This is a genomic window from Pseudomonas mandelii (assembly GCF_006438925.1).
Lineage (GTDB): Bacteria > Pseudomonadota > Gammaproteobacteria > Pseudomonadales > Pseudomonadaceae > Aquipseudomonas > Aquipseudomonas mandelii_C.
The window spans coordinates 206,109-227,210 of the sequence record NZ_RCZA01000001.1 but is presented as its reverse complement, the minus strand read 5'-3'; the positions used below and the strand labels follow the sequence as shown (position 1 = coordinate 227,210).

Below are 21,102 nucleotides of genomic sequence, written 5' to 3'. Positions count from 1 at the left end.
CGCTGATCTTCGCTGATTGTACCGACGCCTTCGCGAGCAGGCTCGCTCCCACAGTGGAATGCATTCCAGGGTGGGAGTGAGCCTGCTCGCGATAGGGGCGCCGCGGTCTCAAGCCTGGCGATTGGCATACATCCGACACTCCGCCAGCAACGCCAACAGATTCGGATCCCGCTCCTTGGCCTTCAAGAACACCACCCCAATATGCTGCTGCAACCGATACTTTTCCTGCAACGGAATCAGCTTCACCCGGTTCTCATACACCGCCGCAATCCGCCCCGGCAGCAACGCATAACCCACGCCCGAGCTGACCATGCTCAGCAGGGTGAAGATGTCGTTGACCTGCATCGCCACCTTCGGTTCGAACCCCGCCTGCTTGAACACCCGATTACCGTCCTGGTGCGTGGCAAAGCCTTGGGTCAGCGTAATGAATGTCTCGTCGCGCACTTCGGCGAGATCAACTTCGGTCCGTTGGGCAAACCTTGAATCAGCCGGTGTGGCAAGAAAGATGTCGTCGGAAAACAGCTGAATCTGCTCGCAGTCCGGGTCGTTGACGCTCTCGTCCAGCGACACCAGGATCGCGTCGACTTCCATGTTCTTGAGCTTGTAGAGCAGGTCGAAGTTCGAGCCGAGGATCAGGTCGATGTTGAGTTCGCTGCGGCGGATCTTCAGGCCCATGATCAGCTGCGGCACCGTTTTCACCGTCAGCGAATACAGCGAGCCGAGCTTGAAACGCTCGGCGGAGAACCCGGCGGCTTCGCGGGTCAGGCGCACGGTTTCGACCACGTCCTGAATCAGCTTCTGCGCGCGTTCTTCCAGCACATAAGCGCTTTCCAAGGGCGTGAGATTGCGGCCTTCGTGCTTGAACAGCGGACAGCGCAGGGCGCTTTCCAGGGAATGGATCGCCCGGTGCACGCTGACGTTGCTGGTCTGCAATTCGGCAGCGGCACGGGCCAGGTTGCCGGTGCGCATGAAGGCCAGGAACACCTCGAGTTTTTTCAGGGTCAACTCTTCATCGATCAGCATGATGCAGACTCTTTTTGGAATGACTCGATTGTGCCCAATTCTTCCGGGGCCCGCAGGCCTTTGTAGGAGCTGCCGAAGGCTGCGATCTTTTGATCTTTATCGTCACCAAAGGCGCCAAAAGATCGCAGCCTTCGGCAGCTCCTACGGGGGATTTGTGTTTTGAAACATTGCGCTTTTACCCTCAAGGCCTGAGCCTTGCGCGATGTTGCAACGAATCTTGAGGTGAGCAACACATGTATCACGGGGAAAGATTGAACGCCTGGACGCATCTGGTTGGGGCGGTGGCAGCGGTTGTCGGGGTGGTGTGGATGCTGGTGATTGCCAGCATGGACGGCAGCCCGTGGAAGATCGTCAGTGTGGCGATTTACGGGTTCACCTTGTTGGTGCTTTACAGCGCGTCGACCGTTTACCACAGCGTGCGTGGTCGCAAGAAGGCGATCATGCAGAAGGTCGATCACTTTTCGATCTACCTGCTGATTGCCGGCAGCTACACGCCTTTTTGTCTGGTGACATTGCGCGGGCCGTGGGGCTGGACGCTGTTCGGGATTGTCTGGGGGTTGGCGCTGATTGGCATCCTGCAAGAGATCAAACCGCGTTCGGAAGCGCGGATTCTGTCGATCGTGATCTACGCGGTGATGGGCTGGATCGTGCTGGTGGCGGTCAAGCCGTTACTGGCGGCGTTGGGCAGTACAGGTTTCGCCTGGCTGGCGTCGGGTGGCGTGCTGTACACCGTGGGCATTGTCTTTTTTGCGCTGGATAGTCGTTTACGCCATGCCCACGGGATCTGGCACCTGTTCGTGATCGCCGGGAGTTTGCTGCACTTTGTGGCGATTATGTTTTACGTCTTGTAGACCGCACTGCAGCTATTTGAAAAACCTGTGGGAGCGAGCCTGCTCGCGAAAGCGTCATGTCAGTCGACATCATCGCTGACTGATCCACCGCATTCGCGAGCAGGCTCGCTCCCACAGGGGCACAGGCGATCCAGTTGTGCCTGCGCCCGTCGGCTGAACACCTGTAATAAGTCGCTCAAGGTATGGGGTGGCGGTTCGTCGGCGCGAGTGACCGCATACAACGTGATCGGTAACGCGGGTGCCAGAGGTCGAATCGCCGTGGTGGCGGGGGACGCGCCGAGCGCGGTAAACGGGTCGATCACCGCCAGCCCGGCACCGGATTCAACCATCGCCCGCGCCAGCGAATAGGTCTGCACGGCGATGCGAACCCGTGGCGGCGGATCGACCGCCTCAAGGTAGCTGTCGAGCCTGGCCGCCAGCGGGTCGGCGCTTGACAGGCCGATCAGCGGCGCACCGGCCAGTTCGCTCAACGGCAACGGTTGACCCAGCGCGTCGTCGGTCCAATAGCCCAACGGCGCCAGCGCCACCAAAACCCCGCAGGCCAAGGGCTGCGCCTTCAGGCCCGGGTGATCCGGCGGCTGCAAGGTCAGCGCGACATCCACTTCGCGCATCAACAAATTCTGCATCAGCTCACGGCTGTGGGCGCTGGACAGTTCGCAGACGATGTCCGGGTAGCGTTGAGTCCATTCGTTGATGGCCGGCGGCAGCAGCGACAGGGCCAGCGCCGGGATCGCGCCGATCCGTACGCTGTGACCCGGCTCGCGACGCAGGCTCTGGGCCAGACGTCGCACGCCTTGCAGGCTTTCGGTGACCTTGTCGACTTCGCGCTCAAGCTCCAGCGCTTCGGGCGTCGCCTGCAATTTGCCGCGCACCCGCAGGAATAACGGAAAGCCCAGTTGCTGCTCGGCGTGTTGCAGCACTTTGCTCACCGCCGGCTGCGACACGTGCAGCAACTGCGCGGCGCCACTGACCGAACCGGTCTGGCGAATGGCCTGGAAAATCTCGATGTGTCGCAGTCGCATGGCAAGTCCATAACCTTTGTTTATGGGGCAGGCATCTTTATGCATTGTTCAAGGTCTGTCACCTGGTCCTAACCTGAAGCCTGTTTCAACAACGGTTAAGGACAGACATGGCTCAGCGGGTTTGCATCATCGGTGGTGGCGTCATCGGGCTGACGACGGCTTACGCACTGGTGCGCGACGGCATCGACGTGACGCTGATCGAGGCCCGGGATTCGTTGGGCAGCGAGACCAGTTTCGCTAACGGCGGCCAGTTGTCCTACCGTTACGTCGCGCCACTGGCCGATGCCGGCGTACCGTTGCAGGCGCTTGGCTGGATGCTGCGCGGTGACTCGCCGTTGAAGCTGCGCCCACGCCTGGACCCGGCGCAATGGCGCTGGATGGCGTCCTTCCTGGCGGCCTGCCGTCGTTCGGTGAATCAGCGCAATGGCGCGCACCTGCTGCGTCTGGCGCTGCTGAGCCAGTCCACGCTGCAAGGCTGGCGCGAAGAAGACCGCCTCGACGGTTTCGACTGGCGGCGCAACGGCAAACTGGTGACGTTTCGTGAAGCCGCCAGTTTCGAACACGCTCGCCATGGCCTGGCTGATCCGCAACAGCAGCACGTGCTGTCGCGGGCCGAATGCGCACAGCTGGAGCCTGCACTGGCCGAGGCGCCGTTTGTGGGCGCGATTTATACGCCTGACGAAGAAGTCGCCGATTGCCATGCTTTCTGCCAGCAACTGCTGGCTCGACTCAAGGCGTCGGGGCGTTGCGAGTTTTTGCTCGGGCGCAAGGTGACCGGCATTCGCCACGCGGACGGTGCGGTGCAGGCCGTAGAAATGGGTTCGCAAGTGCTGCCGGTCGAGCAACTGGTGATTGCCGCAGGCCATCGCAGTCCGGCGCTGGCATTGCCCGGCATGAACCTGCCGCTGTATCCGCTCAAGGGCTACAGCCTGACCTTGCCCATCCGCGCCGAACATCGTGCGCCGGAGCTGAGCATCACCGATTACAACCGCAAGATCGTTTATGCCCGCCTCGGTGACCAACTGCGCGTGGCGGCGATGGTCGACATTGTCGGTTTCGACCCGGCGCTCGACCCCAAACGCCTGGCGCTGATCAAGCGCCAGGCGCAGGAAACCTTACCCAATGCCGGCGATTACGATGCCGCCATCGAATGGGCCGGCATGCGTCCGGCCACCCCCAGCGGCGTGCCGTTGATTGGCGCTACGGCGTACCGCAACCTGTGGCTCAACCTCGGCCATGGCGCCCTGGGTTTTACCCTGGCTTGTGGCAGCGCTCGGTTGCTCAGTGAGTTGATCGCGCGGCGCACCCCTTCAATCGAAATGCAGGGCCTCGCCCCCCGCGTCGCCTGACTTGAAAAGGAAAAACCGATGAGCATTAACCGTATCAACAGCAACAGCCGGCTCTCTGGCGCGGTGACCTTTGGCGATCTGGTATTTCTCTCGGGACAGGTTCCGGGTGACAGCCCCGACGTCACCGGCCAAACCGCCGAAGTGCTGGCGAAAATCGATGCGTTGCTGGCCGAAGCTGGCAGCGACAAGGATCATTTGCTCAACGCGACCATTTACCTGAACGACATTGGCCGTGATTTCGCCGCCATGAACGAGATCTGGTCGCAGTGGCTGTCACCGGGCAAAGCGCCGACCCGCACCACTTTGCAGGCGCAACTGGCCCGTCCAGAGGTGCTGGTGGAAATCACCGTGATCGCCGCCCGCCGCTAATCAACTGACCCACAACGGAGAATAACAATGCAAAAAATCACGTTGATCGGCTGCACCCTCGGCCTGCTGCTCGCCAGTCAGGCCCAGGCCAACGAAGCGCCACTGACCGGCACGCTGAACAAGGTCGCCAATGCCAAGAGCATCACGCTGGGCTATCGCGACGCGTCGGTGCCGTTCTCCTACGTGGGTGATCACACGGGGCAGCCGATGGGCTATTCGGTGGACCTGGCGAGCAAGATTGTCGAGCGCATCAAGCAAAAGCTTGAACTGCCGGATCTGCAGGTGAAGTACAACCTGGTGACCTCGCAAACGCGCATTCCGCTGGTGCAGAACGGCACGGTCGACCTTGAGTGCGGCTCCACCGGCGTGACGGCCGAGCGCATGCAGCAAGTGGCGTTTTCCTACGGGTTTATCTACGTGAAGGGGCAGTTGCTCACGGCGAAGGACAGCGGCATCAAAAGCTTCGCCGACCTGCGCGGCAAGAACGTCGTGACCACCGCCGGCACCACCAACGAACGGTTTCTGAAGAGCTACAACGTCGATCACAAGGTCGATATGTTCGTGATCAGCGCCAAGGACCATGGCGAAGCCTTCCAGATGTTGCAGTCGGGTCGGGCGGCGGCGTTCTATATGGACGACGCGCTGCTTTACGGCGAACGCGCCAAGGCCCGCGATCCGCATAACTGGGTGGTGGTGGGCGAGGAGCAGTCGCGGGAAATCTACAGCTGCATGGTGCGCAAGGGCGATCCGCAGTTTCTCGAGTTGGTGAATTCGACGCTTGCCGATCTGTACAGTTCGGGCGAGATCAATGGCATCTATCAACGCTGGTTCCAGCAGCCGATTCCGCCTAAAGGCCTGAACCTGGAATTTCCGATGACCAGCGAACTGAAGGCAATCATCGCCAAACCGGTGAGTGATCCGGTGCAATAAGATCAAAAGATCGCAGCCTGCGGCAGCTCCTACAATTGGAATACGATCCCTGTAGGAGCTGCCGAAGGTTCGGGCCGCGTTCGGACGATCTTTTAAGTCTTAGAAGTCGCCCCACAGTTGTTGCGCCACCGCCAGTGCCACGACGGGAGCGGTTTCGGTGCGCAGCACTCGAGGTCCGAGGCGGGCAGCGTGAAAGCCGCCAGCCTTGGCCTGCTCGACTTCAGCGTCGGACAATCCGCCTTCCGGGCCGATCAAAAACGCCAGCGTCGCCGGTTTCGCATGACTCACCAACGGCTCGGCCACCGGATGCAGCACCAACTTCAATTCTGCTTGAGTCTGCTTCAGCCAATCGGCCAGCAGCAGCGGCGGGTGAATCACCGGCACCCGTGAACGCCCGCATTGCTCGCACGCGCTGATCGCCACTTGGCGCCAGTGCATCAGGCGTTTGTCGGCGCGCTCGTCTTTCAGCCGGACTTCACAGCGGTCGCTGAAGATCGGGGTGATTTCAGTGACGCCCAGTTCGGTGGCTTTCTGAATCGCCCAATCCATCCGCTCGCCACGGGACAAGCCCTGGCCGAGATGGATCTGCAAGGGCGACTCGACCTGCCCGGCGAAGCTTTCATCAATCTGCACGACGACGCGCTTCTTGCCGACCTCCACCAGCGTGGCGCGAAACTCATGGCCCGAACCGTCGAACAGTTGCAGCGCATCACCCTCGGCCATGCGCAACACGCGGCTGATGTAATGGGCCTGGGCCTCGGGCAACTCGTGTTCGCCGGTGCTCAAGGGGGCGTCGATAAAGAAGCGGGACAGTCTCATGCTGGGTCTCTGTAATTCATGTGAAGATCATGGCGACGCCTTCGCGAGCAGGCTCGCTCCCACAGTTGACCGCGTACATCCTGTGGGAGCGAGCCTGCTCGCGAAGGCGTCAGCCCTGACGCCACGAAAGCTTAAGTGAAATCAATTAGCCCGGATCGCGGAAGCCCGGATGAAAGTCTTTCGGCACCGAAACACTGACGCTATCGCGGGTCGCAATGTCGATGCCTTCGCTGGCCACTTCGGCCAGAAAGTCGATCTGTTCAGGCGTGATCACGTACGGCGGCAGGAAGTACACCACGCTGCCCAGCGGTCGAAGTAAAGCACCACGCTCCAACGCATGCTGGAACACTTTCAAGCCGCGACGCTCCTGCCACGGATAAGCTTCCTTGGTGGCCTTGTCCTTGACCATCTCGATGGCCAGTACCATGCCGGTCTGGCGCACTTCCGAAACGTTCGGGTGATCGGCCAGGTGCGCGGTGGCGGTGGCCATGCGCTGAGCCAGCGCTTTGTTGTTCTCGATGACGTTGTCTTCTTCGAAGATATCCAAAGTCGCCAATGCCGCCGCGCACGCCAGCGGATTGCCGGTGTAGCTGTGGGAATGCAGGAAGGCGCGCAGGGTCGGGTAGTCGTCGTAGAACGCGCTGTAGACATCTTCGGTGGTCACGCAGGCCGCCAACGGCAGGTAACCGCCGGTCAGGGCCTTGGACAGGCAGAGGAAGTCCGGGCGGATGCCGGCCTGTTCGCAGGCGAACATCGTCCCGGTGCGGCCGAAGCCGACGGCGATTTCGTCGTGGATCAGGTGTACGCCATAGCGGTCGCAGGCTTCGCGCAGCAGTTTCAGATAAACCGGGTGGTACATGCGCATGCCGCCGGCGCCCTGAATCAGCGGCTCGACGATCACCGCAGCGACGGTGTCGTGATTCTCGGCCAGGGTCTGTTCCATGGCGGCGAACATGTTGCGCGAATGTTCTTCCCAGCTCATGCCTTCCGGGCGCAGGTAGCAATCGGGACTCGGCACCTTGATGGTGTCCAGCAACAGGGCCTTGTAGGTTTCGGTGAACAGCGGCACGTCGCCCACCGACATCGCCGCCATGGTCTCGCCGTGGTAGCTGTTGGTCAGGGTGACGAAGCGCTTCTTGTTTGGCTGGCCGCGGTTGAGCCAATAGTGAAAGCTCATTTTCAGCGCGACTTCGATGCAGGACGAACCGTTATCGGCGTAGAAGCACCGGGTCAGGCCTTCCGGCGTCATTTTCACCAGGCGCTCGGACAGCTCGATCACTGGCTGATGGCTGAAACCAGCAAGGATTACGTGCTCCAGCTGATCGACCTGATCCTTGATGCGCTGGTTGATCCGCGGGTTGGCGTGACCAAACACGTTGACCCACCAGGAACTGACGGCGTCGAGGTAGCGTTTGCCTTCGAAATCTTCCAGCCAAACGCCTTCACCGCGTTTGATCGGGATCAGCGGCAGCTGTTCGTGGTCTTTCATCTGGGTGCAGGGATGCCACAACACCGCGAGATCGCGTTGCATCCACTGATTATTCAGGCCCATTTTCAGTCTCCTCGAGGCGGCTCGCGACGTGCGCGGGCAAACAATCGGGCAAGCCTATGCAATGCGCGTCACGGGGACAACCCATTGTGTGGATTGAGCTACTTTGTATAGGTGGATAGACGTCGCTGGCGGCCTTTTGATGGCTGACGTATTCTTCGCGGTTCTTTGAGCCGTCTGGCTCGTAAAACCGCTATTTCCTCGTGTATTTCCGGAGTTCGCTGAATGTCTGCTGGTTGGCTGCGCGCCTGTGCGCTGGTGATGTTGGGGCTGTTCAGCGTGTCTGCGCTGGCCAAGGATAAAACCGCGATCGTGATCGGCGGAGGGCTGGCCGGCCTCACCGCTGCTTACGAACTGCAAAACAAGGGCTGGCAGGTCACCCTGCTGGAAGCCAAACCGAGCATGGGCGGTCGCTCCGGTATGGCCACCAGTGAGTGGATCGGCAACGACAAGACCCAGCCGGTGCTGAACAAATACGTTTCGACATTCAAGCTGACCACCACGCCAGCCCCTGAATTCGTGCGGACTCCTGGCTACCTGATCGACGGTGAATATTTTACCGCCGCCGATCTGGCGACCAAACAGCCGGCCACCGCCGAAGCGCTGAAACGTTACGAAAAGACCCTGGATGATCTGGCGCGTTCGATCGCAGACCCGCAGAACCCGGCCGCCAACAGCACACTGTTCGCGCTGGACCAGATCAACGTGGCCAACTGGCTCGACCGTCTGAATCTGCCAGCCACGGCACGTCAGTTGGTGAATCAGCAGATTCGTACCCGTTATGACGAACCGTCGCGCCTGTCGCTGCTGTACTTCGCACAGCAAAGCCGCGTCTACCTTGGCGTTGCCGACCGTGACCTGCGTGCTTCGCGCCTGCCCGGCGGCAGCCCGGTGCTGGCACAGGCCTTCGTCAAACAACTGAAAACCATCAAGACCAGCTCTCCGGTCTCGGCGATCACTCAGGACAAGGACGGCGTGACCGTCAAAGTCGGCAGCGTTGGCTACCAAGCTGATTACGTCGTTGTGGCCGTGCCACTGCGCGCACTGAACAAGATTCAGATGACGCCGTCGCTGGATGCCCAGCACATGGGCGCGATCAAGGGCACTAACTACGGCTGGCGCGACCAGATCATGCTGAAGTTCAAGACGCCCGTGTGGGAAAGCAAGGCGCGGATGACCGGCGAGATCTACAGCAACGCCGGTCTGGGCATGTTGTGGGTTGAGCCGGCGCTGAAGGGTGGCGCCAACGTGGTGATCAACCTGTCCGGCGACAACGCGCGCGTGATGCAGGCTTTCGGCGACAAGCAGATGGTCGATCAGGTGCTGATCCGTCTGCACGCCTTTTATCCACAGGCGCGCGGTTCGTTCACCGGTTACGAAATCCGCCGCTACAGCACCGACCCATCGATGGGCGGCGCTTACCTGGCATTCGGTCCTGGCCAGATCAGCAAGTACTGGCGTCTGTGGGAGCGTCCGATTCAGCGTGTAGCCTTTGCCGGCGAACACACTGACACCTTGTACCCGGGCACGCTGGAAGGTGCATTGCGCACCGGTCAGCGGGCAGCCAGTCAGGTAGAAGACCTGGCGGCCGGCAAGTCGTTTGAACCTGTGAAAGTTGTTCCGGCAGCGACCGTAGCGGCGGCCGGTGCTGTGGCGGCGAAGCAAGGTAACTTCTTCACCAACCTGTTCGGTGGTGCTGACGACAAACCGGTACCGGTCAAGGCGCCAGAGCCAGTGGCTCCGGTTGCTCCGGCACCGGCTCCAACACCTGCGCTGGCCCCAGCGCCAGCACCAGCACCGGTAGAAGCGCCGAAACCAGCGACCCCGGTGAAAGCCGAACCCGCCAAAAAAGCCCCGGTCAAAGCCGCGGCGAAAAAACCTGCGGCCAAAACCGAGGCTAAAAAGGCCCCGGTGAAGAAGGCTGAACCGGCGAAGAAAGTAGCGGTCAAGCCCGCTGCGACTCCGGTGACAGATACCAAAGCGCAGTAAGCTTCGGGATTAAAGAAACGCGGCAGAAATGCCGCGTTTTTTTATGCCCGAAGAAAACCAATATCAAGAATCGAATAAACCTTATGGCGCAGGTGTTCTTTAGTTGGACTTCATTTTTTCTTACGCATGGGTCTTTAATCTTTCCTTAACTCACCCATTTCAGACTCTTGATCGTATTTCTCGATATTTCAAAGCGAAATTTTCCGCTTTAAATCGATAGATAACTCGATAGTCTTGGTCGCAGTTCTCACAGGATTTGGGCAATGCAGCTACGTAATTCTTCTTCGCGCTACGGTTGGGTCAGCATTTTCATGCACTGGGGCGTGGCGCTGGTGGTCTTCGGTCTGTTTGCGCTGGGCTTGTGGATGGTCGGTCTCGACTACTACAGCGTCTGGCGCAAAGACGCGCCCGACTTGCACAAGAGCATTGGCCTGGTGTTGTTAGCCGTCATGGTTCTACGGGTGCTGTGGCGTTTCATCAGCCCGCCACCACCCGCACTTGAAAGCTATAGCCGCATGACGCGCATTGGCGCCACGTTCGGCCATTTGTTCCTGTATTTCAGTCTGTTCGCTGTGATGATTGCCGGTTACCTGATTTCCACCGCAGAAGGTGTCGGGATTCCGGTGTTTGGCCTGTTTGAAGTTCCTGCACTGGTTTCCGGACTACCGGATCAGGCAGACACCGCTGGTGTGATTCATCTGTATCTGGCGTGGGTGCTGGTCATTTTTTCCGGTCTCCATGCGTTGGCAGCACTGAAGCACCACTTTATCGATCGTGATGCGACCCTGACGCGAATGCTGGGCCGCAAAGCTTGAAGCTCAACCTCGACTCCAAAGGAATAGAAAGCATGTTGAAAAAGACTCTCGCCGCTCTGGCAATCGGTTCCGCTCTGCTGTCGGCCGGTAACGTAATGGCCGCTGACTACGTCGTCGACAAGGCAGGCCAGCACGCCTTCGTTGACTTCAAGATCAGCCACCTGGGCTACAGCTTCATCACCGGTACCTTCAAGGATATCGACGGCAAGTTCAGCTTCGACGCTGCCAAGCCAGAAGACAGCAAGATCGAGTTCAACGTGAACACCGCCAGCGTGTTCACCAACAACGCTGAGCGTGACAAGCACATCTCCAGCAAAGACTTCCTGAACGGGAGCAAAGCCTCGTTTGTTTCCACCAGCGTCAAATCCACCGGTAAAAACGCCGCTGGTAAAGACACTGCTGATGTGGCCGGTAACCTGACTATCCTTGGCGTGACCAAGCCAATCGTGGTCAAGGCTACTTTCCTGGGTGAAGGCAAGGACCCATGGGGCGGCTACCGTGCCGGCTTCGAAGGCACCACCAGCATCAAGCGCTCTGATTTCGGCAAGATGATGGACCTGGGTCCACAGTCCGACGCAGTTGAGTTGTATGTAACGTTTGAAGGTGTCAAAGCGAAGTAATGCTGAGACCGTAGGCGCTGGCGAAGCCTGCGATCTTTTGATCTTAAAAGGTCGCAGCCTGCGGCAGCTCCTACAAAAGCAGTTCGCTACACCCACAAAAGGCCCCGCCAATCTTTCGACCGGCGGGGCTTTTTATTGCCCGGGAATCGACGCTTCTGCGAATCGCATTCGTGAATTCGTACACTGCTTTGTTATGTTTCCTACACCACGTCCTACAGACCTCATTAATCACTAGATAACGAACCCGACGCATATTCCTGTTCAACGTTGAGGGGCTAACTGACTCTCGGTTTATCTCGCTGATATAAGGTTCGAATATGCTGAAAAAGTCCATTTCTACCCTCGTCATGGGCGCGGCCCTGCTGGCCGGCGGCCAGGTCATGGCCGCTGACTATGTCATCGACAAGGAAGGCCAGCATGCTTTCGTGAACTTCAAGGTCAGCCATTTGGGGTACAGCTACATCACCGGTACTTTCAGGGACATGGACGGCAAGTTCAGCTTCGATGCTGATAAAGTTGAAGAGAGCAAAGTTGAAGTCAATATCCGCACTTCCAGTTTGTTCAGTAATCATGCGGAGCGTGACAAACATCTGGGCGATAAAGAGTTCCTGAATATCAGCCAGTATTCCAATGCCAGGTTCGTATCGACCCGTGTCCAACCCACCGGGAAAAATACCGAAGGCAAGCAGACAGCCGATGTATTGGGTGATCTGACGATTAGTGGTGTGACGAAGGCGGTCGTGATCAAGGCTGTCTTTTTAGGGGAGGGCGCGGATCCTTGGGGTGGCTACCGTGCTGGATTTGAGGGTACGACGACGATCAAGCGTGAGGATTTCGGTCAAACCGGAAAACTTGCCCCGGGCTCTAGTCTTGTCGACCTGTACATCACATTTGAAGGTGTCAGAGCGTAGGAGCTGCCGCAGGCTGCGATCTTTTAAGATCAAAAGATCGCAGGCTTCGCCAGCGCCTGCAAAAGCAGTTTGCAGCGCGCAAAAAAATGCCCCGGATCGTGAGATCCAGGGCATTTTTTATGACTGCGTTAAATCAGCGGTTGCGGGTTAGCAAGGCTGGTTTCTCGCCGCGCGGACGGCCTGGCAGTTGATCCAGTTGCTCAGGAGTCGGGAACCGATCGGTTTTCGACTCTTTATGGATGATCTTCGGTGCCGGGCCACGCGGGTTCTGCACGGCCGGTTCCGAACGAGGCTGGTCGTCGGTACGGGCTGGGCGGCGGTTGCGGGACTCTTCGCGACGGGCCTGGCCGTCACGTGGAGCACCATTGCGTGGGCCGCTGCGCTTGGCCGGCGGCGTGCCGGTGGTGGCACCATCGCTGCTGCGTGGGCCGCTTTGACGGCCCTGAGGTTTGCCGCCGCCGCCAGTGCGCGGAGCACCTGCACCTGCGCCAGCTGCGGCGCCTTGTGCCGGAGCACCCGGACGGCGACCACGGCCCTGAGCCGGTTTGGCTTGAGGAACGTAGTCGACGCGGTTACCGAAGTTATCAATATCGTCGTCCAGGAACTCGTCCGGAGCACGGTCTGCAGCAGCAGCGCGTGGTGCTGGACGCTGTTGTTCGCGGGCCGGAGTGCCTTCGCGTGGCTTGTGTTCACGCGCCGGGCGATCACCACGGCCAGTGGCTGCAGGTTTTTCCTTGCCGCCCTTGTCCTTGCCTTTGTCTTTACGACCGCCACCACCACCGGTGCCGTTCGGGCCGTCGCCGCGCGGGCCACGTGGGTTGCGCGGGTTACGCACATCCGGACGCTCGCGGACTTCAGGCTTCTCGGCTTCTACAGCGCTGGAATCGAAGCCCATCAGGTTGCCGTCGGCAATTTTCTGCTTGGTCATGCGTTCGATGCTTTTCAGCAGCTTTTCTTCGTCCGGAGCGACCAGCGAGATCGCTTCGCCCGAACGACCGGCACGGCCGGTACGACCGATACGGTGAACGTAATCTTCGTCGACGTTTGGCAATTCGAAGTTGACCACGTGTGGCAACTGATCGATGTCCAGGCCGCGAGCGGCGATGTCGGTGGCGACCAGGATGCGCACTTCGCCGGCCTTGAAGTCGGCCAGGGCTTTGGTGCGAGCGTTCTGGCTCTTGTTACCGTGGATCGCAACGGCGCTGAGGCCGTGTTTGTCCAGGTACTCGGCCAGACGGTTGGCGCCGTGCTTGGTGCGGGTGAACACCAGCACCTGTTCCCAGGCGCCAGCGGTGATCAGGTGCGCCAGCAACGAGCGCTTGTGGCTGGCGGCCAGGCGGAATACGCGCTGTTCAATACGCTCGACCGTGGTGTTCGGCGGCGTGACTTCGATGCGTTCCGGGTTATGCAGCAGCTTGCCGGCGAGGTCGGTGATGTCTTTGGAGAAGGTCGCCGAGAACAGCAGGTTCTGACGTTTGCTCGGCAGACGGGCCAAGACCTTTTTCACGTCATGGACAAAGCCCATGTCGAGCATGCGGTCGGCTTCGTCCAGCACGAGGATTTCAACGTGGGATAAATCGACGCTGCCTTGGCCGGCGAGGTCGAGCAGGCGGCCAGGGCAGGCCACCAGCACGTCAACACCGCGGGACATGGCCTGAACCTGTGGGTTCATGCCGACGCCGCCGAAGATACAGGCGCTGACGAACTTCAGGTCACGGGCATAAACCTTGAAGCTCTCGTGTACTTGAGCCGCGAGTTCGCGGGTAGGGGTCAGGACCAGTACGCGCGGTTGGCGCGGGCCGTGACGCTGGGATTTGTCCGGGTGACCGTTGGGGAACAACCGCTCCAGAATCGGAAGGGCGAAGCCGCCGGTTTTGCCAGTACCTGTCTGAGCCGCGACCATCAGGTCGCGACCTTGCAACACGGCGGGAATGGCCCGCTGTTGCACCGGAGTAGGCTCGGTATAGCCCGCTGCCTCGATGGCGCGGACTAAAGCCTCGGAGAGACCGAGGGAAGCAAAGGACATGAGTAATCCTGTTTTAGTTAGGGCTTGGCCCAATGGGAGTCTTGCCTGGCGCGAATGGCGTTTAAGAGGAACGCAATCCCGTCCGGTCCTGCTGGGCCTTGAAAGCTCGTCTGGAGTGCTCGCGCGGGCTGAAAAGCTGCGCTGTAGCGGGATCGAGATGCCTTGAACAAGTCCGAGCGTCCGGGCGTGAGCCTGGCGGGAAGGCCGGAGTATAACAGAGCAATCACTGCGCGCCGCTTTCCTGCTGCTCAACGGTTTTTCCGTTGGCGGCGGTGGCTCTGGTGGCTCTGATCTCGGCCGCCGGTTCGGCGCCATAACGGGCGCTCAATTCAGCGTACGCAGGCTCGCGCTTGAAGCGTTTGAGTTCGGCGCCGAAGCGCTGCACCAACAAGTCCATGCCGGCGTTGCGGCGTACTGCCAGGTACTGGCTCTGGTGGCTGATGACGGTCGGGTTCTCGGTAATCTTGTCGCGGATGCCCAGTTCGTCGAGTAAGTGCTGACCAACCCTGCGATCAGTGATCAGCAGGTCGATCCGCCCGCGCACCAGTTTGCCGAAGTTGGCTTCATGGGTCGGTGCCGGTTCGCGAATGAACAGGGTCGATTCGCTGAAGTCCTGGCTGTACAGATAGCCTGGGGACGTGCCGATGGTCAGCCCTTTCAGGTCGGCCAGGGTGTGAAAAGGGTGGGGCCGCTCATTGGCGTAGAACATCACGAACTCCACTTCCGAGAGCGGTTCGCCGGGGTAGAGCAGGGTGGCGTCGCGCTCATCGCTGTGGAAGATGTCCAGCGCGCCATCTGCCTGGCCCGTTTCGAGCATCGACAGGCAGCGTTTCCACGGCAGGAACTGCCATTCCACTTCGATCCCCAGGCGTTTGAATACGATGGCCGTGGTTTCGTAGTCCAGCCCCAGGGATTTGCCGTTTTCCTCATAGACGTATGGCGCCCACGGCTCAGTGACAATGCGCAGCTTCTCGCCCCAAGCGGCGAAGCTCAGGCAAGTAAAAATAACCATGGTCAGTAATTGCGCGATCAAAGGCATGACTTGAGATTACGACGAGAAACCGGAAAGAGCCAGAAATGGGATCCAGAAGCTCTAACTCAGTGTGTGCTGCACAATAAAAGGGCGTTAAAAGCAAAAGATCGCAGGCTGCGACAGCTCCTATGGGGATTAAACACGCCCGATGTAGGAGCTGGCGAAGCCTGCGATCTCTTGGTCTTGCTTTAACGGCTTTTAGCGCGGCAACTTCAGGTTTTTCCACACCGCCAGGCTCGGTTCGGCCTGGTTCAGCGTGTAGAAGTGCAGCCCTGGAGCGCCACCCTGCAGCAGGCGTTCGCACATCTCGGTGATGACTTGCTCACCAAAGCCTTGAATGCTCTGGGTGTCGTCGCCGTAGGCTTCCAGCTGCTTGCGGATCCAGCGCGGAATTTCCGCACCGCAGGCATCGGAGAATCGCGCCAGTTTGCTGTAGTTGGTGATCGGCATGATCCCCGGAACGATCGGGATGTTCACGCCCATCGCCCGTACACGCTCGACGAAGTAGAAGTAGCTGTCGGCGTTGAAGAAGTACTGGGTGATCGCACTGTTGGCGCCAGCGTTGGCCTTGCGCACGAAGTTGGTCAGATCGTCTTCGAAATTGCGCGCTTGTGGGTGCATTTCCGGGTAGGCGGCGACTTCGATGTGGAAATGATCGCCGGTTTCTTCACGAATGAATTCAACCAGGTCATTGGCGTGGCGCATTTCACCACTGGCCATGCCCATGCCCGAAGGCAGGTCACCGCGCAGGGCAACGATACGGGTGATGCCGGCCGCCTTGTATTGGGTCAGCAGGCCGCGCAAGTCGTCCTTGCTGTCGCCAACGCAGGACAAATGCGGTGCGGCAGGGACTTTGACTTCGTTCTCGAGCTGCAACACGGTGTTGAGGGTGCGATCACGGGTCGAACCACCAGCGCCATAGGTGCAGGAGAAGAAGTCAGGATTGTAGGTCGCCAGATGACGGGCAGTGGCGATCAGTTTTTCATGCCCAGCATCGGTCTTCGTAGGGAAGAACTCGAAGCTGTAGCGACGGTCTTGGGACATGGTCATATCCTTGGAAACACGTAAGCCGGACGCTGGCCCCCGTAGGAGCTGGCGAAGCCTGCGATCTTTTGATCTTAAAAGATCGCAGCCTGCGGCAGCTCCTACAGGGAGCGGTCAGTCAGCGTCGATCAGTAGCGGTAAGCGTGCGGCTTGAACGGACCTTCAACGGTCACGCCGATGTAATCGGCCTGGGTCTTGGTCAGTTGAGTCACAACGCCGCCGAAACCGCGGACCATTTCCAGGGCCACTTCTTCGTCGAGTTTCTTCGGCAGTACTTCAACGGTCAGGCGCTCGGCTTTCTGGGCTGGCGACAGGTCGGCGTACTTCTGGCCGAACAGGAAGATCTGAGCCAGAACCTGGTTGGCGAACGAACCGTCCATGATGCGGCTTGGGTGACCGGTTGCGTTACCCAGGTTAACCAGACGGCCTTCGGCCAGCAGGATCAGGTAGTCGTCGTTCTGCGCGTCGAATGCGCCAGGACCGGTACGGTGGATCTTGTGAACCTGTGGCTTCACTTCTTCCCATGCCCAGTTCTTGCGCATGAAAGCAGTGTCGATTTCGTTGTCGAAGTGACCGATGTTGCAGACAACAGCGCGCTTCTTCAGGGCTTTGAGCATGTTTGCGTCGCAAACGTTGACGTTACCGGTGGTGGTCACGATCAGGTCGATCTTGCCCAGCAGTGCTTTGTCGATACTTGCTTCAGTGCCGTTGTTGATACCGTCGATGAACGGCGAAACCAGCTCGTAACCGTCCATGCAGGCTTGCATGGCGCAGATCGGGTCAACTTCGGAAACCTTGACGATCATGCCTTCCTGACGCAGGGACTGGGCCGAACCCTTGCCCACGTCACCGTAACCGATGACCAGCGCTTGCTTGCCGGACAGCAGGTGGTCGGTACCGCGCTTGATCGCGTCGTTCAGGCTGTGACGGCAGCCGTACTTGTTGTCGTTCTTGCTCTTGGTCACCGAGTCGTTGACGTTGATGGCCGGGATTTTCAGCTCACCCTTGGCCAACATGTCCAGCAGGCGGTGAACGCCGGTGGTGGTTTCTTCGGTAACGCCGTGGACGCGGTCCAGGATCGCTGGGTATTTCTTGTGCAGCAACTCGGTCAGGTCGCCGCCGTCGTCGAGGATCATGTTGGCATCCCAAGGCGCGCCATCTTTAAGGATGGTTTGCTCCAGGCACCACTCGTACTCTTCTTCGGTTTCGCCTTTCCAGGCGTAAACCGCGATGCCGGCAGCAGCGATAGCGGCAGCGGCCTGGTCCTGAGTCGAGAAAATGTTGCAGGACGACCAACGCACTTCGGCACCCAGGGCAACCAGGGTTTCGATCAACACGGCAGTCTGGATGGTCATGTGGATGCAGCCGAGGATCTTCGCGCCTTTGAGCGGCTGCTCACCGGCGTACTTGCGGCGCAGACCCATCAGGGCTGGCATTTCGGATTCGGCGATGATGGTTTCGCGACGACCCCAGGCAGCCAGGGACATGTCGGCAACTTTGTAATCGTTAAAATCTGCAGGCGTGATAACAGCGCTCATGATGAGCCTCCATTCGTAATGTATGCGAATGGGCGCCGTTGTGCGTTTAGTGTCTGACCGATAACGGTCAAGCAACGCCCCATCCGAGCCTGACAGGTCTAGCCTGCTGCAGCGCCCCTCGGACAGGTGGCGGGAAAACGGTATCAGGTGGCCCGCATGGCCAGTTTTTTCAGCTCAACTTCGGCGCCAAAAGCCCAGATCCTACGTTGCTGTTCCTCGCCATAGCTGGCTATGACTCGTCACAGCGCCTTGGCTCTGGACTTCTGGCATCCGAATTTGAGCTGAAAAACTGGCCATGCGGGCCACGTGAAGATGACCGTTTTGAAACGGTGGCGATTATAGCCGTGTGAGCGATACTTCCAAAGCGTTTCTGTTGGTCAATGTCTGAACGGTAATCGAGACCATAGTCGATGCTTGATAGAGCTCTAGGTCGGGCTCTGCCATGATGCCCACCATCATTCGGCAAGACGCTCAGGAGTGAATATGAATTTCCACACCCGCAAATGGGTAAAACCCGAAGACCTCAACCCCAACGGCACACTGTTCGGCGGCAGCCTGTTGCGCTGGCTCGACGAAGAAGCGGCGATCTATGCCATCGTCCAGCTGGGCAATCAGCGTGTGGTCACCAAGTACATTTCCGAGATCAACTTCGTCAGCGCCTCGCGCCAGGGCGACATCATCGAACTGGGTATCACCGCCACCGAGTTCGGGCGCACCTCAATCACCCTGAAGTGCGAAGTGCGTAACAAGATCACCCGCAAAAGCATCCTGACGGTGGAGAAGATTGTCTTCGTCAATCTGGGTGAAGACGGCTTGCCTGCACCGCACGGCCGGACCGAGATCATGTACGTCAAAGACCAGTTCAAGGACGACGGCATCAGCGAGTAATGCGAGCGCGTAGGAGCTGCCGAAGGCTGCGATCTTTTGACCTTGATCCTGGCGACGTCACTGTCCGCTGAAAATCAGGATCAAAAGATCGCAGCCTTCGGCAGCTCCTACAGAACGGACCCTGACCCAGCGTGTCGTACCTACATGACACGCCACAGGTTCAGGAGCTTTATGGACACCAAGAAAGACGGCAAAACCCCGAACCTCTCGCCTGAAGAGCAGCACGACGTCGACAAGAGCCAGCCGCCGCGGGCGGCGGTGCTGCACGAAATCATCCGCACCCAGGGCGATCAGGAACTCGAGCGCAGTGTCGCCGCCTTGTGGTGGTCGGCGTTGGCCGCCGGCCTGACCATGGGCCTGTCGCTGATGGCCATGGGACTGCTCAATTCCCGTCTGCCGGACGGCGAAGGCTCTAAGGTGATCGCCAGTTTTGGTTACTGCGCAGGCTTTCTCGCGGTGATCCTCGCCCGCCAGCAATTGTTCACCGAGAACACCCTGACGGCGGTGCTGCCGATCATGACCAAACCCACACTGAACAATTTCGGTCGATTGCTACGCCTGTGGTCGGTGGTGCTGGTGGGCAACCTCTGCGGCACGTTGCTGGTGGCGTATGTGATGCTGAATCTGCCGATTTTCGACAGCAAGACCGACCTGGCCTTCCTTGATATCGGGCGCAAGATCATGGAGAACGACGCCAGCCAGATGTTCGCCAAAGGCATTGTGTCGGGCTGGATGATCGCCACCATGGTCTGGATGATTCCGTCCATGGAGAGCGCGAAGATGTGGATCATTATCCTCATCACCTACCTCATGGCGCTGGGGGATTTCACCCACATCGTGGTCGGTTCGGCCGAGGTCTCGTACCTGGTGTTTGCTGGCGAGTTGCCGTGGAAGGATTTCTGGCTGGTGTTCGCCGGGCCGACGCTGGCGGGGAACATCATCGGCGGCAGCTTCATCTTCGCGCTGATCAGCCATGCGCAAATTCGCAGCGAGAGTGGCCCGCCGAAGAAGTCTGCGGATCAAGGCCCGGAGCCCGACCCGCAGAAGACCAAAAAGTAATCAGTGATGCTCGCCCTGTGCCGCTGGCGCAGGCTCGTCCTTGGTCACGTGCTTGACCAGTTTGCCGATGCTCAAGCCCTGCAACAGGATCGACGACAGCACCACGATGTAGGTGATGCTCAGCAGCAAGTCGCGCTCCGGACCCAGCGGCAAGGCCAGGGCCAGCGCCACCGAAACACCCCCGCGCAAACCACCCCAGGTCAGAATCCGGATCGTCCCCCGCGGCACTGTGCGCCAGCGCCGCAGCAGCACGATGGCCGGCGCCACCGTCAGCAGGCGCGAGAGCAGAATCGCCAGCGCCAGCAAACTCGCCGCCAGCACGTGCAACCAGTTGAACGGCAGCAGCAACAACTCCATGCCGATCAGAGCGAATAGCAGCGCGTTGAGCATGTCATCGAGCAATTCCCAGAAGCCGTCCAGGTACTTTCGGGTCATGTCGTTCATCGCCAGGTTGCGGCCCAGGTTGCCGATGATCAGGCCGGCGACCACCATCGCGATCGGAGCGGAGACGTGCAGTTCCGACGCCATGGCCGAGCCGCCGATGACCAGCGCCAGGGTCAGCATCACCTCGATCTGGTGTTGTTCGATGCTCTTGATCATCAGGTACACCAGGTAACCGATCAGCCCACCAAACAGTACGCCGCCAATCGCCTCGTGGGCGAACAGCATGGCCGTGGCGCCGACCGTCGGGGTTTCGCCGAGTTGCGCGATGCCCAGCAACACGGTGAACACCACCACGGCGGTGCCATCGTTGAACAGCGATTCGCCGACGATGGTGGTTTTCAGGGGCTTGGAGGCGTTGGCGGTCCGCAGTACGCCGAGGACCGCGATCGGGTCGGTGGGGGAAATCAGCGCGCCGAACAGCAGGCAATACAAGAAGCTTACGTGCCAGCCGAACAGGGCAAAAATGTAATAGGCGAGGCTGCCGATCACCGCGGTGGCGATCAATACTCCGAAAGTCGCCAGCAAACCGATGGGCCAGCGATAGCTGCGCAGGTCATTCAGGTTGACGTGCAGGGCGCCGGCAAACAGCAGGAAGGACAGCATCCAGTTCATCAGCAGATCGCCGAAGTCGATCTGGCCGATCAGCTGTTGCACACGTTCTTCGAGACCGGGGTAGCCAATGAAACTCAAGCCTTGCAACAACAGGGAAAACATCAGCGCGGTGACCATGACGCCGATGGTCGGGGGCAGGCCGATGAAGCGGAAATTCACGTAGGTGAGGAGCGTGGTGAGGCAGATAAACGCAGCGACAAGTTCAAGCATC

The 21,102-nt window shown here is 59.5% G+C and carries 19 protein-coding genes and 1 riboswitch; of the genes, 10 read left to right on the top strand and 9 right to left on the bottom strand.

The window, feature by feature from the left end; all coding sequences use genetic code 11:
- Nucleotides 1–108: 108 nt before the first annotated feature.
- Nucleotides 109–1,023 carry a LysR family transcriptional regulator gene (locus EAH74_RS01025; protein WP_140674988.1) on the bottom strand — a complete coding sequence of 305 codons (915 nt, stop codon included), beginning with the start codon at nucleotides 1,021–1,023 and terminating at the stop codon, nucleotides 109–111.
- A gap of 233 nt (nucleotides 1,024–1,256) precedes the next feature.
- Here EAH74_RS01025 and trhA point away from each other — a divergent pair, with 233 nt between their 5' ends.
- Nucleotides 1,257–1,874, top strand: coding sequence for a PAQR family membrane homeostasis protein TrhA (trhA, locus tag EAH74_RS01015; protein WP_140674985.1), 618 nt, complete (start codon nucleotides 1,257–1,259; stop codon nucleotides 1,872–1,874).
- 59 nt (nucleotides 1,875–1,933) lie between these two features.
- On the opposite strand, the gene EAH74_RS01010 is transcribed toward trhA, so the two are convergent.
- Complete coding sequence (locus tag EAH74_RS01010) at nucleotides 1,934–2,896, bottom strand: LysR family transcriptional regulator (RefSeq protein WP_140674981.1); 963 nt, start codon at nucleotides 2,894–2,896, stop codon at nucleotides 1,934–1,936.
- A 107-nt stretch (nucleotides 2,897–3,003) separates the two neighbouring features.
- Between EAH74_RS01010 and EAH74_RS01005 the strand changes: the two genes are divergently transcribed.
- Genes EAH74_RS01005 through EAH74_RS00995 form a run of 3 tightly spaced genes read left to right on the top strand, consistent with a single transcriptional unit; the run spans nucleotide 3,004 to nucleotide 5,544 of the window.
- A complete protein-coding gene (locus tag EAH74_RS01005; RefSeq protein ID WP_140674978.1) occupies nucleotides 3,004–4,245 on the top strand; it encodes a D-amino acid dehydrogenase in 1,242 nt (413 codons plus the stop codon).
- Between the two features lie 18 nt (nucleotides 4,246–4,263).
- Nucleotides 4,264–4,614, top strand: coding sequence for a RidA family protein (locus tag EAH74_RS01000; RefSeq protein ID WP_140674974.1), 351 nt, complete (start codon nucleotides 4,264–4,266; stop codon nucleotides 4,612–4,614).
- 27 nt (nucleotides 4,615–4,641) lie between these two features.
- Nucleotides 4,642–5,544: a transporter substrate-binding domain-containing protein gene (locus EAH74_RS00995; RefSeq protein WP_140674971.1), complete on the top strand. Its 903-nt coding sequence runs from the start codon at nucleotides 4,642–4,644 to the stop codon at nucleotides 5,542–5,544.
- A 99-nt stretch (nucleotides 5,545–5,643) separates the two neighbouring features.
- Here EAH74_RS00995 and EAH74_RS00990 read toward each other — a convergent pair whose 3' ends face one another.
- Both EAH74_RS00990 and EAH74_RS00985 read right to left on the bottom strand, forming a co-directional pair.
- Nucleotides 5,644–6,363, bottom strand: a complete 720-nt coding sequence (locus EAH74_RS00990) for a 16S rRNA (uracil(1498)-N(3))-methyltransferase (protein ID WP_123369139.1) — start codon at nucleotides 6,361–6,363, stop codon at nucleotides 5,644–5,646.
- Nucleotides 6,364–6,508: 145 nt separating this feature from the next.
- Nucleotides 6,509–7,915 (bottom strand): adenosylmethionine--8-amino-7-oxononanoate transaminase, encoded by a 1,407-nt coding sequence (locus EAH74_RS00985; protein ID WP_008152551.1) that lies wholly within the window; start codon nucleotides 7,913–7,915, stop codon nucleotides 6,509–6,511.
- A 222-nt stretch (nucleotides 7,916–8,137) separates the two neighbouring features.
- On the opposite strand from EAH74_RS00985, the gene EAH74_RS00980 reads away from it, so the two are divergent.
- The 4 genes from EAH74_RS00980 to EAH74_RS00965 all read left to right on the top strand — a co-directional run bounded on the left by EAH74_RS00980 (nucleotide 8,138) and on the right by EAH74_RS00965 (nucleotide 12,247).
- On the top strand, nucleotides 8,138–9,901 hold the full coding sequence (locus tag EAH74_RS00980; protein ID WP_140674968.1) for a flavin monoamine oxidase family protein: 1,764 nt from the start codon (nucleotides 8,138–8,140) through the stop codon (nucleotides 9,899–9,901).
- 263 nt (nucleotides 9,902–10,164) lie between these two features.
- Nucleotides 10,165–10,716: a cytochrome b gene (locus EAH74_RS00975; RefSeq protein WP_140674966.1), complete on the top strand. Its 552-nt coding sequence runs from the start codon at nucleotides 10,165–10,167 to the stop codon at nucleotides 10,714–10,716.
- A gap of 32 nt (nucleotides 10,717–10,748) precedes the next feature.
- Entirely contained in the window at nucleotides 10,749–11,336 is a 588-nt protein-coding gene (locus EAH74_RS00970) for a YceI family protein (protein ID WP_140674963.1), read from the top strand.
- A 317-nt stretch (nucleotides 11,337–11,653) separates the two neighbouring features.
- A complete protein-coding gene (locus EAH74_RS00965) occupies nucleotides 11,654–12,247 on the top strand; it encodes a YceI family protein (RefSeq protein ID WP_140674960.1) in 594 nt (197 codons plus the stop codon).
- Between the two features lie 133 nt (nucleotides 12,248–12,380).
- Here EAH74_RS00965 and EAH74_RS00960 read toward each other — a convergent pair whose 3' ends face one another.
- From EAH74_RS00960 to ahcY, 4 genes are all read right to left on the bottom strand, one after another.
- Nucleotides 12,381–14,273 carry a DEAD/DEAH box helicase gene (locus EAH74_RS00960; RefSeq protein WP_140674957.1) on the bottom strand — a complete coding sequence of 631 codons (1,893 nt, stop codon included), beginning with the start codon at nucleotides 14,271–14,273 and terminating at the stop codon, nucleotides 12,381–12,383.
- A gap of 223 nt (nucleotides 14,274–14,496) precedes the next feature.
- Entirely contained in the window at nucleotides 14,497–15,312 is an 816-nt protein-coding gene (locus tag EAH74_RS00955) for a substrate-binding periplasmic protein (RefSeq protein ID WP_140674954.1), read from the bottom strand.
- A gap of 192 nt (nucleotides 15,313–15,504) precedes the next feature.
- Complete coding sequence (metF, locus tag EAH74_RS00950; RefSeq protein ID WP_140674951.1) at nucleotides 15,505–16,350, bottom strand: methylenetetrahydrofolate reductase [NAD(P)H]; 846 nt, start codon at nucleotides 16,348–16,350, stop codon at nucleotides 15,505–15,507.
- A 128-nt stretch (nucleotides 16,351–16,478) separates the two neighbouring features.
- Nucleotides 16,479–17,888 (bottom strand): adenosylhomocysteinase, encoded by a 1,410-nt coding sequence (gene ahcY, locus EAH74_RS00945; RefSeq protein ID WP_077747242.1) that lies wholly within the window; start codon nucleotides 17,886–17,888, stop codon nucleotides 16,479–16,481.
- Between the two features lie 23 nt (nucleotides 17,889–17,911).
- Nucleotides 17,912–18,014: riboswitch (S-adenosyl-L-homocysteine riboswitch) on the bottom strand.
- Nucleotides 18,015–18,371: 357 nt separating this feature from the next.
- Here ahcY and EAH74_RS00940 point away from each other — a divergent pair.
- Together EAH74_RS00940 and EAH74_RS00935 are read left to right on the top strand one after the other, a co-directional pair.
- Nucleotides 18,372–18,776, top strand: coding sequence for an acyl-CoA thioesterase (locus tag EAH74_RS00940; RefSeq protein ID WP_140674948.1), 405 nt, complete (start codon nucleotides 18,372–18,374; stop codon nucleotides 18,774–18,776).
- A gap of 171 nt (nucleotides 18,777–18,947) precedes the next feature.
- Nucleotides 18,948–19,835, top strand: coding sequence for a formate/nitrite transporter family protein (locus EAH74_RS00935; RefSeq protein ID WP_140674945.1), 888 nt, complete (start codon nucleotides 18,948–18,950; stop codon nucleotides 19,833–19,835).
- On the opposite strand, the gene EAH74_RS00930 is transcribed toward EAH74_RS00935, so the two are convergent.
- Nucleotides 19,836–21,101 (bottom strand): cation:proton antiporter, encoded by a 1,266-nt coding sequence (locus EAH74_RS00930; RefSeq protein WP_140674942.1) that lies wholly within the window; start codon nucleotides 21,099–21,101, stop codon nucleotides 19,836–19,838.
- Nucleotide 21,102 lies beyond the last annotated feature (1 nt).

Excerpts from the sequence above, each read along its gene's own strand:
- ahcY (WP_077747242.1), bottom strand. The coding sequence starts at position 17,888 with ATGAGCGCTGTTATCACGCCTGCAGATTTTAACGATTACAAAGTTGCC.
- EAH74_RS01005 (WP_140674978.1), top strand. The coding sequence starts at position 3,004 with ATGGCTCAGCGGGTTTGCATCATCGGTGGTGGCGTCATCGGGCTGACG.
- EAH74_RS00965 (WP_140674960.1), top strand. The coding sequence starts at position 11,654 with ATGCTGAAAAAGTCCATTTCTACCCTCGTCATGGGCGCGGCCCTGCTG.
- EAH74_RS00930 (WP_140674942.1), bottom strand. The coding sequence starts at position 21,101 with ATGCTTGAACTTGTCGCTGCGTTTATCTGCCTCACCACGCTCCTCACC.
- EAH74_RS01025 (WP_140674988.1), bottom strand. The coding sequence starts at position 1,023 with ATGCTGATCGATGAAGAGTTGACCCTGAAAAAACTCGAGGTGTTCCTG.
- EAH74_RS00955 (WP_140674954.1), bottom strand. The coding sequence starts at position 15,312 with ATGCCTTTGATCGCGCAATTACTGACCATGGTTATTTTTACTTGCCTG.
- EAH74_RS00985 (WP_008152551.1), bottom strand. The coding sequence starts at position 7,915 with ATGGGCCTGAATAATCAGTGGATGCAACGCGATCTCGCGGTGTTGTGG.
- EAH74_RS00960 (WP_140674957.1), bottom strand. The coding sequence starts at position 14,273 with ATGTCCTTTGCTTCCCTCGGTCTCTCCGAGGCTTTAGTCCGCGCCATC.
- metF (WP_140674951.1), bottom strand. The coding sequence starts at position 16,350 with ATGTCCCAAGACCGTCGCTACAGCTTCGAGTTCTTCCCTACGAAGACC.
- EAH74_RS00935 (WP_140674945.1), top strand. The coding sequence starts at position 18,948 with ATGGACACCAAGAAAGACGGCAAAACCCCGAACCTCTCGCCTGAAGAG.
- EAH74_RS00980 (WP_140674968.1), top strand. The coding sequence starts at position 8,138 with ATGTCTGCTGGTTGGCTGCGCGCCTGTGCGCTGGTGATGTTGGGGCTG.
- EAH74_RS00990 (WP_123369139.1), bottom strand. The coding sequence starts at position 6,363 with ATGAGACTGTCCCGCTTCTTTATCGACGCCCCCTTGAGCACCGGCGAA.
- EAH74_RS00970 (WP_140674963.1), top strand. The coding sequence starts at position 10,749 with ATGTTGAAAAAGACTCTCGCCGCTCTGGCAATCGGTTCCGCTCTGCTG.
- EAH74_RS01000 (WP_140674974.1), top strand. The coding sequence starts at position 4,264 with ATGAGCATTAACCGTATCAACAGCAACAGCCGGCTCTCTGGCGCGGTG.
- EAH74_RS01010 (WP_140674981.1), bottom strand. The coding sequence starts at position 2,896 with ATGCGACTGCGACACATCGAGATTTTCCAGGCCATTCGCCAGACCGGT.
- EAH74_RS00940 (WP_140674948.1), top strand. The coding sequence starts at position 18,372 with ATGAATTTCCACACCCGCAAATGGGTAAAACCCGAAGACCTCAACCCC.
- EAH74_RS00975 (WP_140674966.1), top strand. The coding sequence starts at position 10,165 with ATGCAGCTACGTAATTCTTCTTCGCGCTACGGTTGGGTCAGCATTTTC.
- EAH74_RS00995 (WP_140674971.1), top strand. The coding sequence starts at position 4,642 with ATGCAAAAAATCACGTTGATCGGCTGCACCCTCGGCCTGCTGCTCGCC.
- trhA (WP_140674985.1), top strand. The coding sequence starts at position 1,257 with ATGTATCACGGGGAAAGATTGAACGCCTGGACGCATCTGGTTGGGGCG.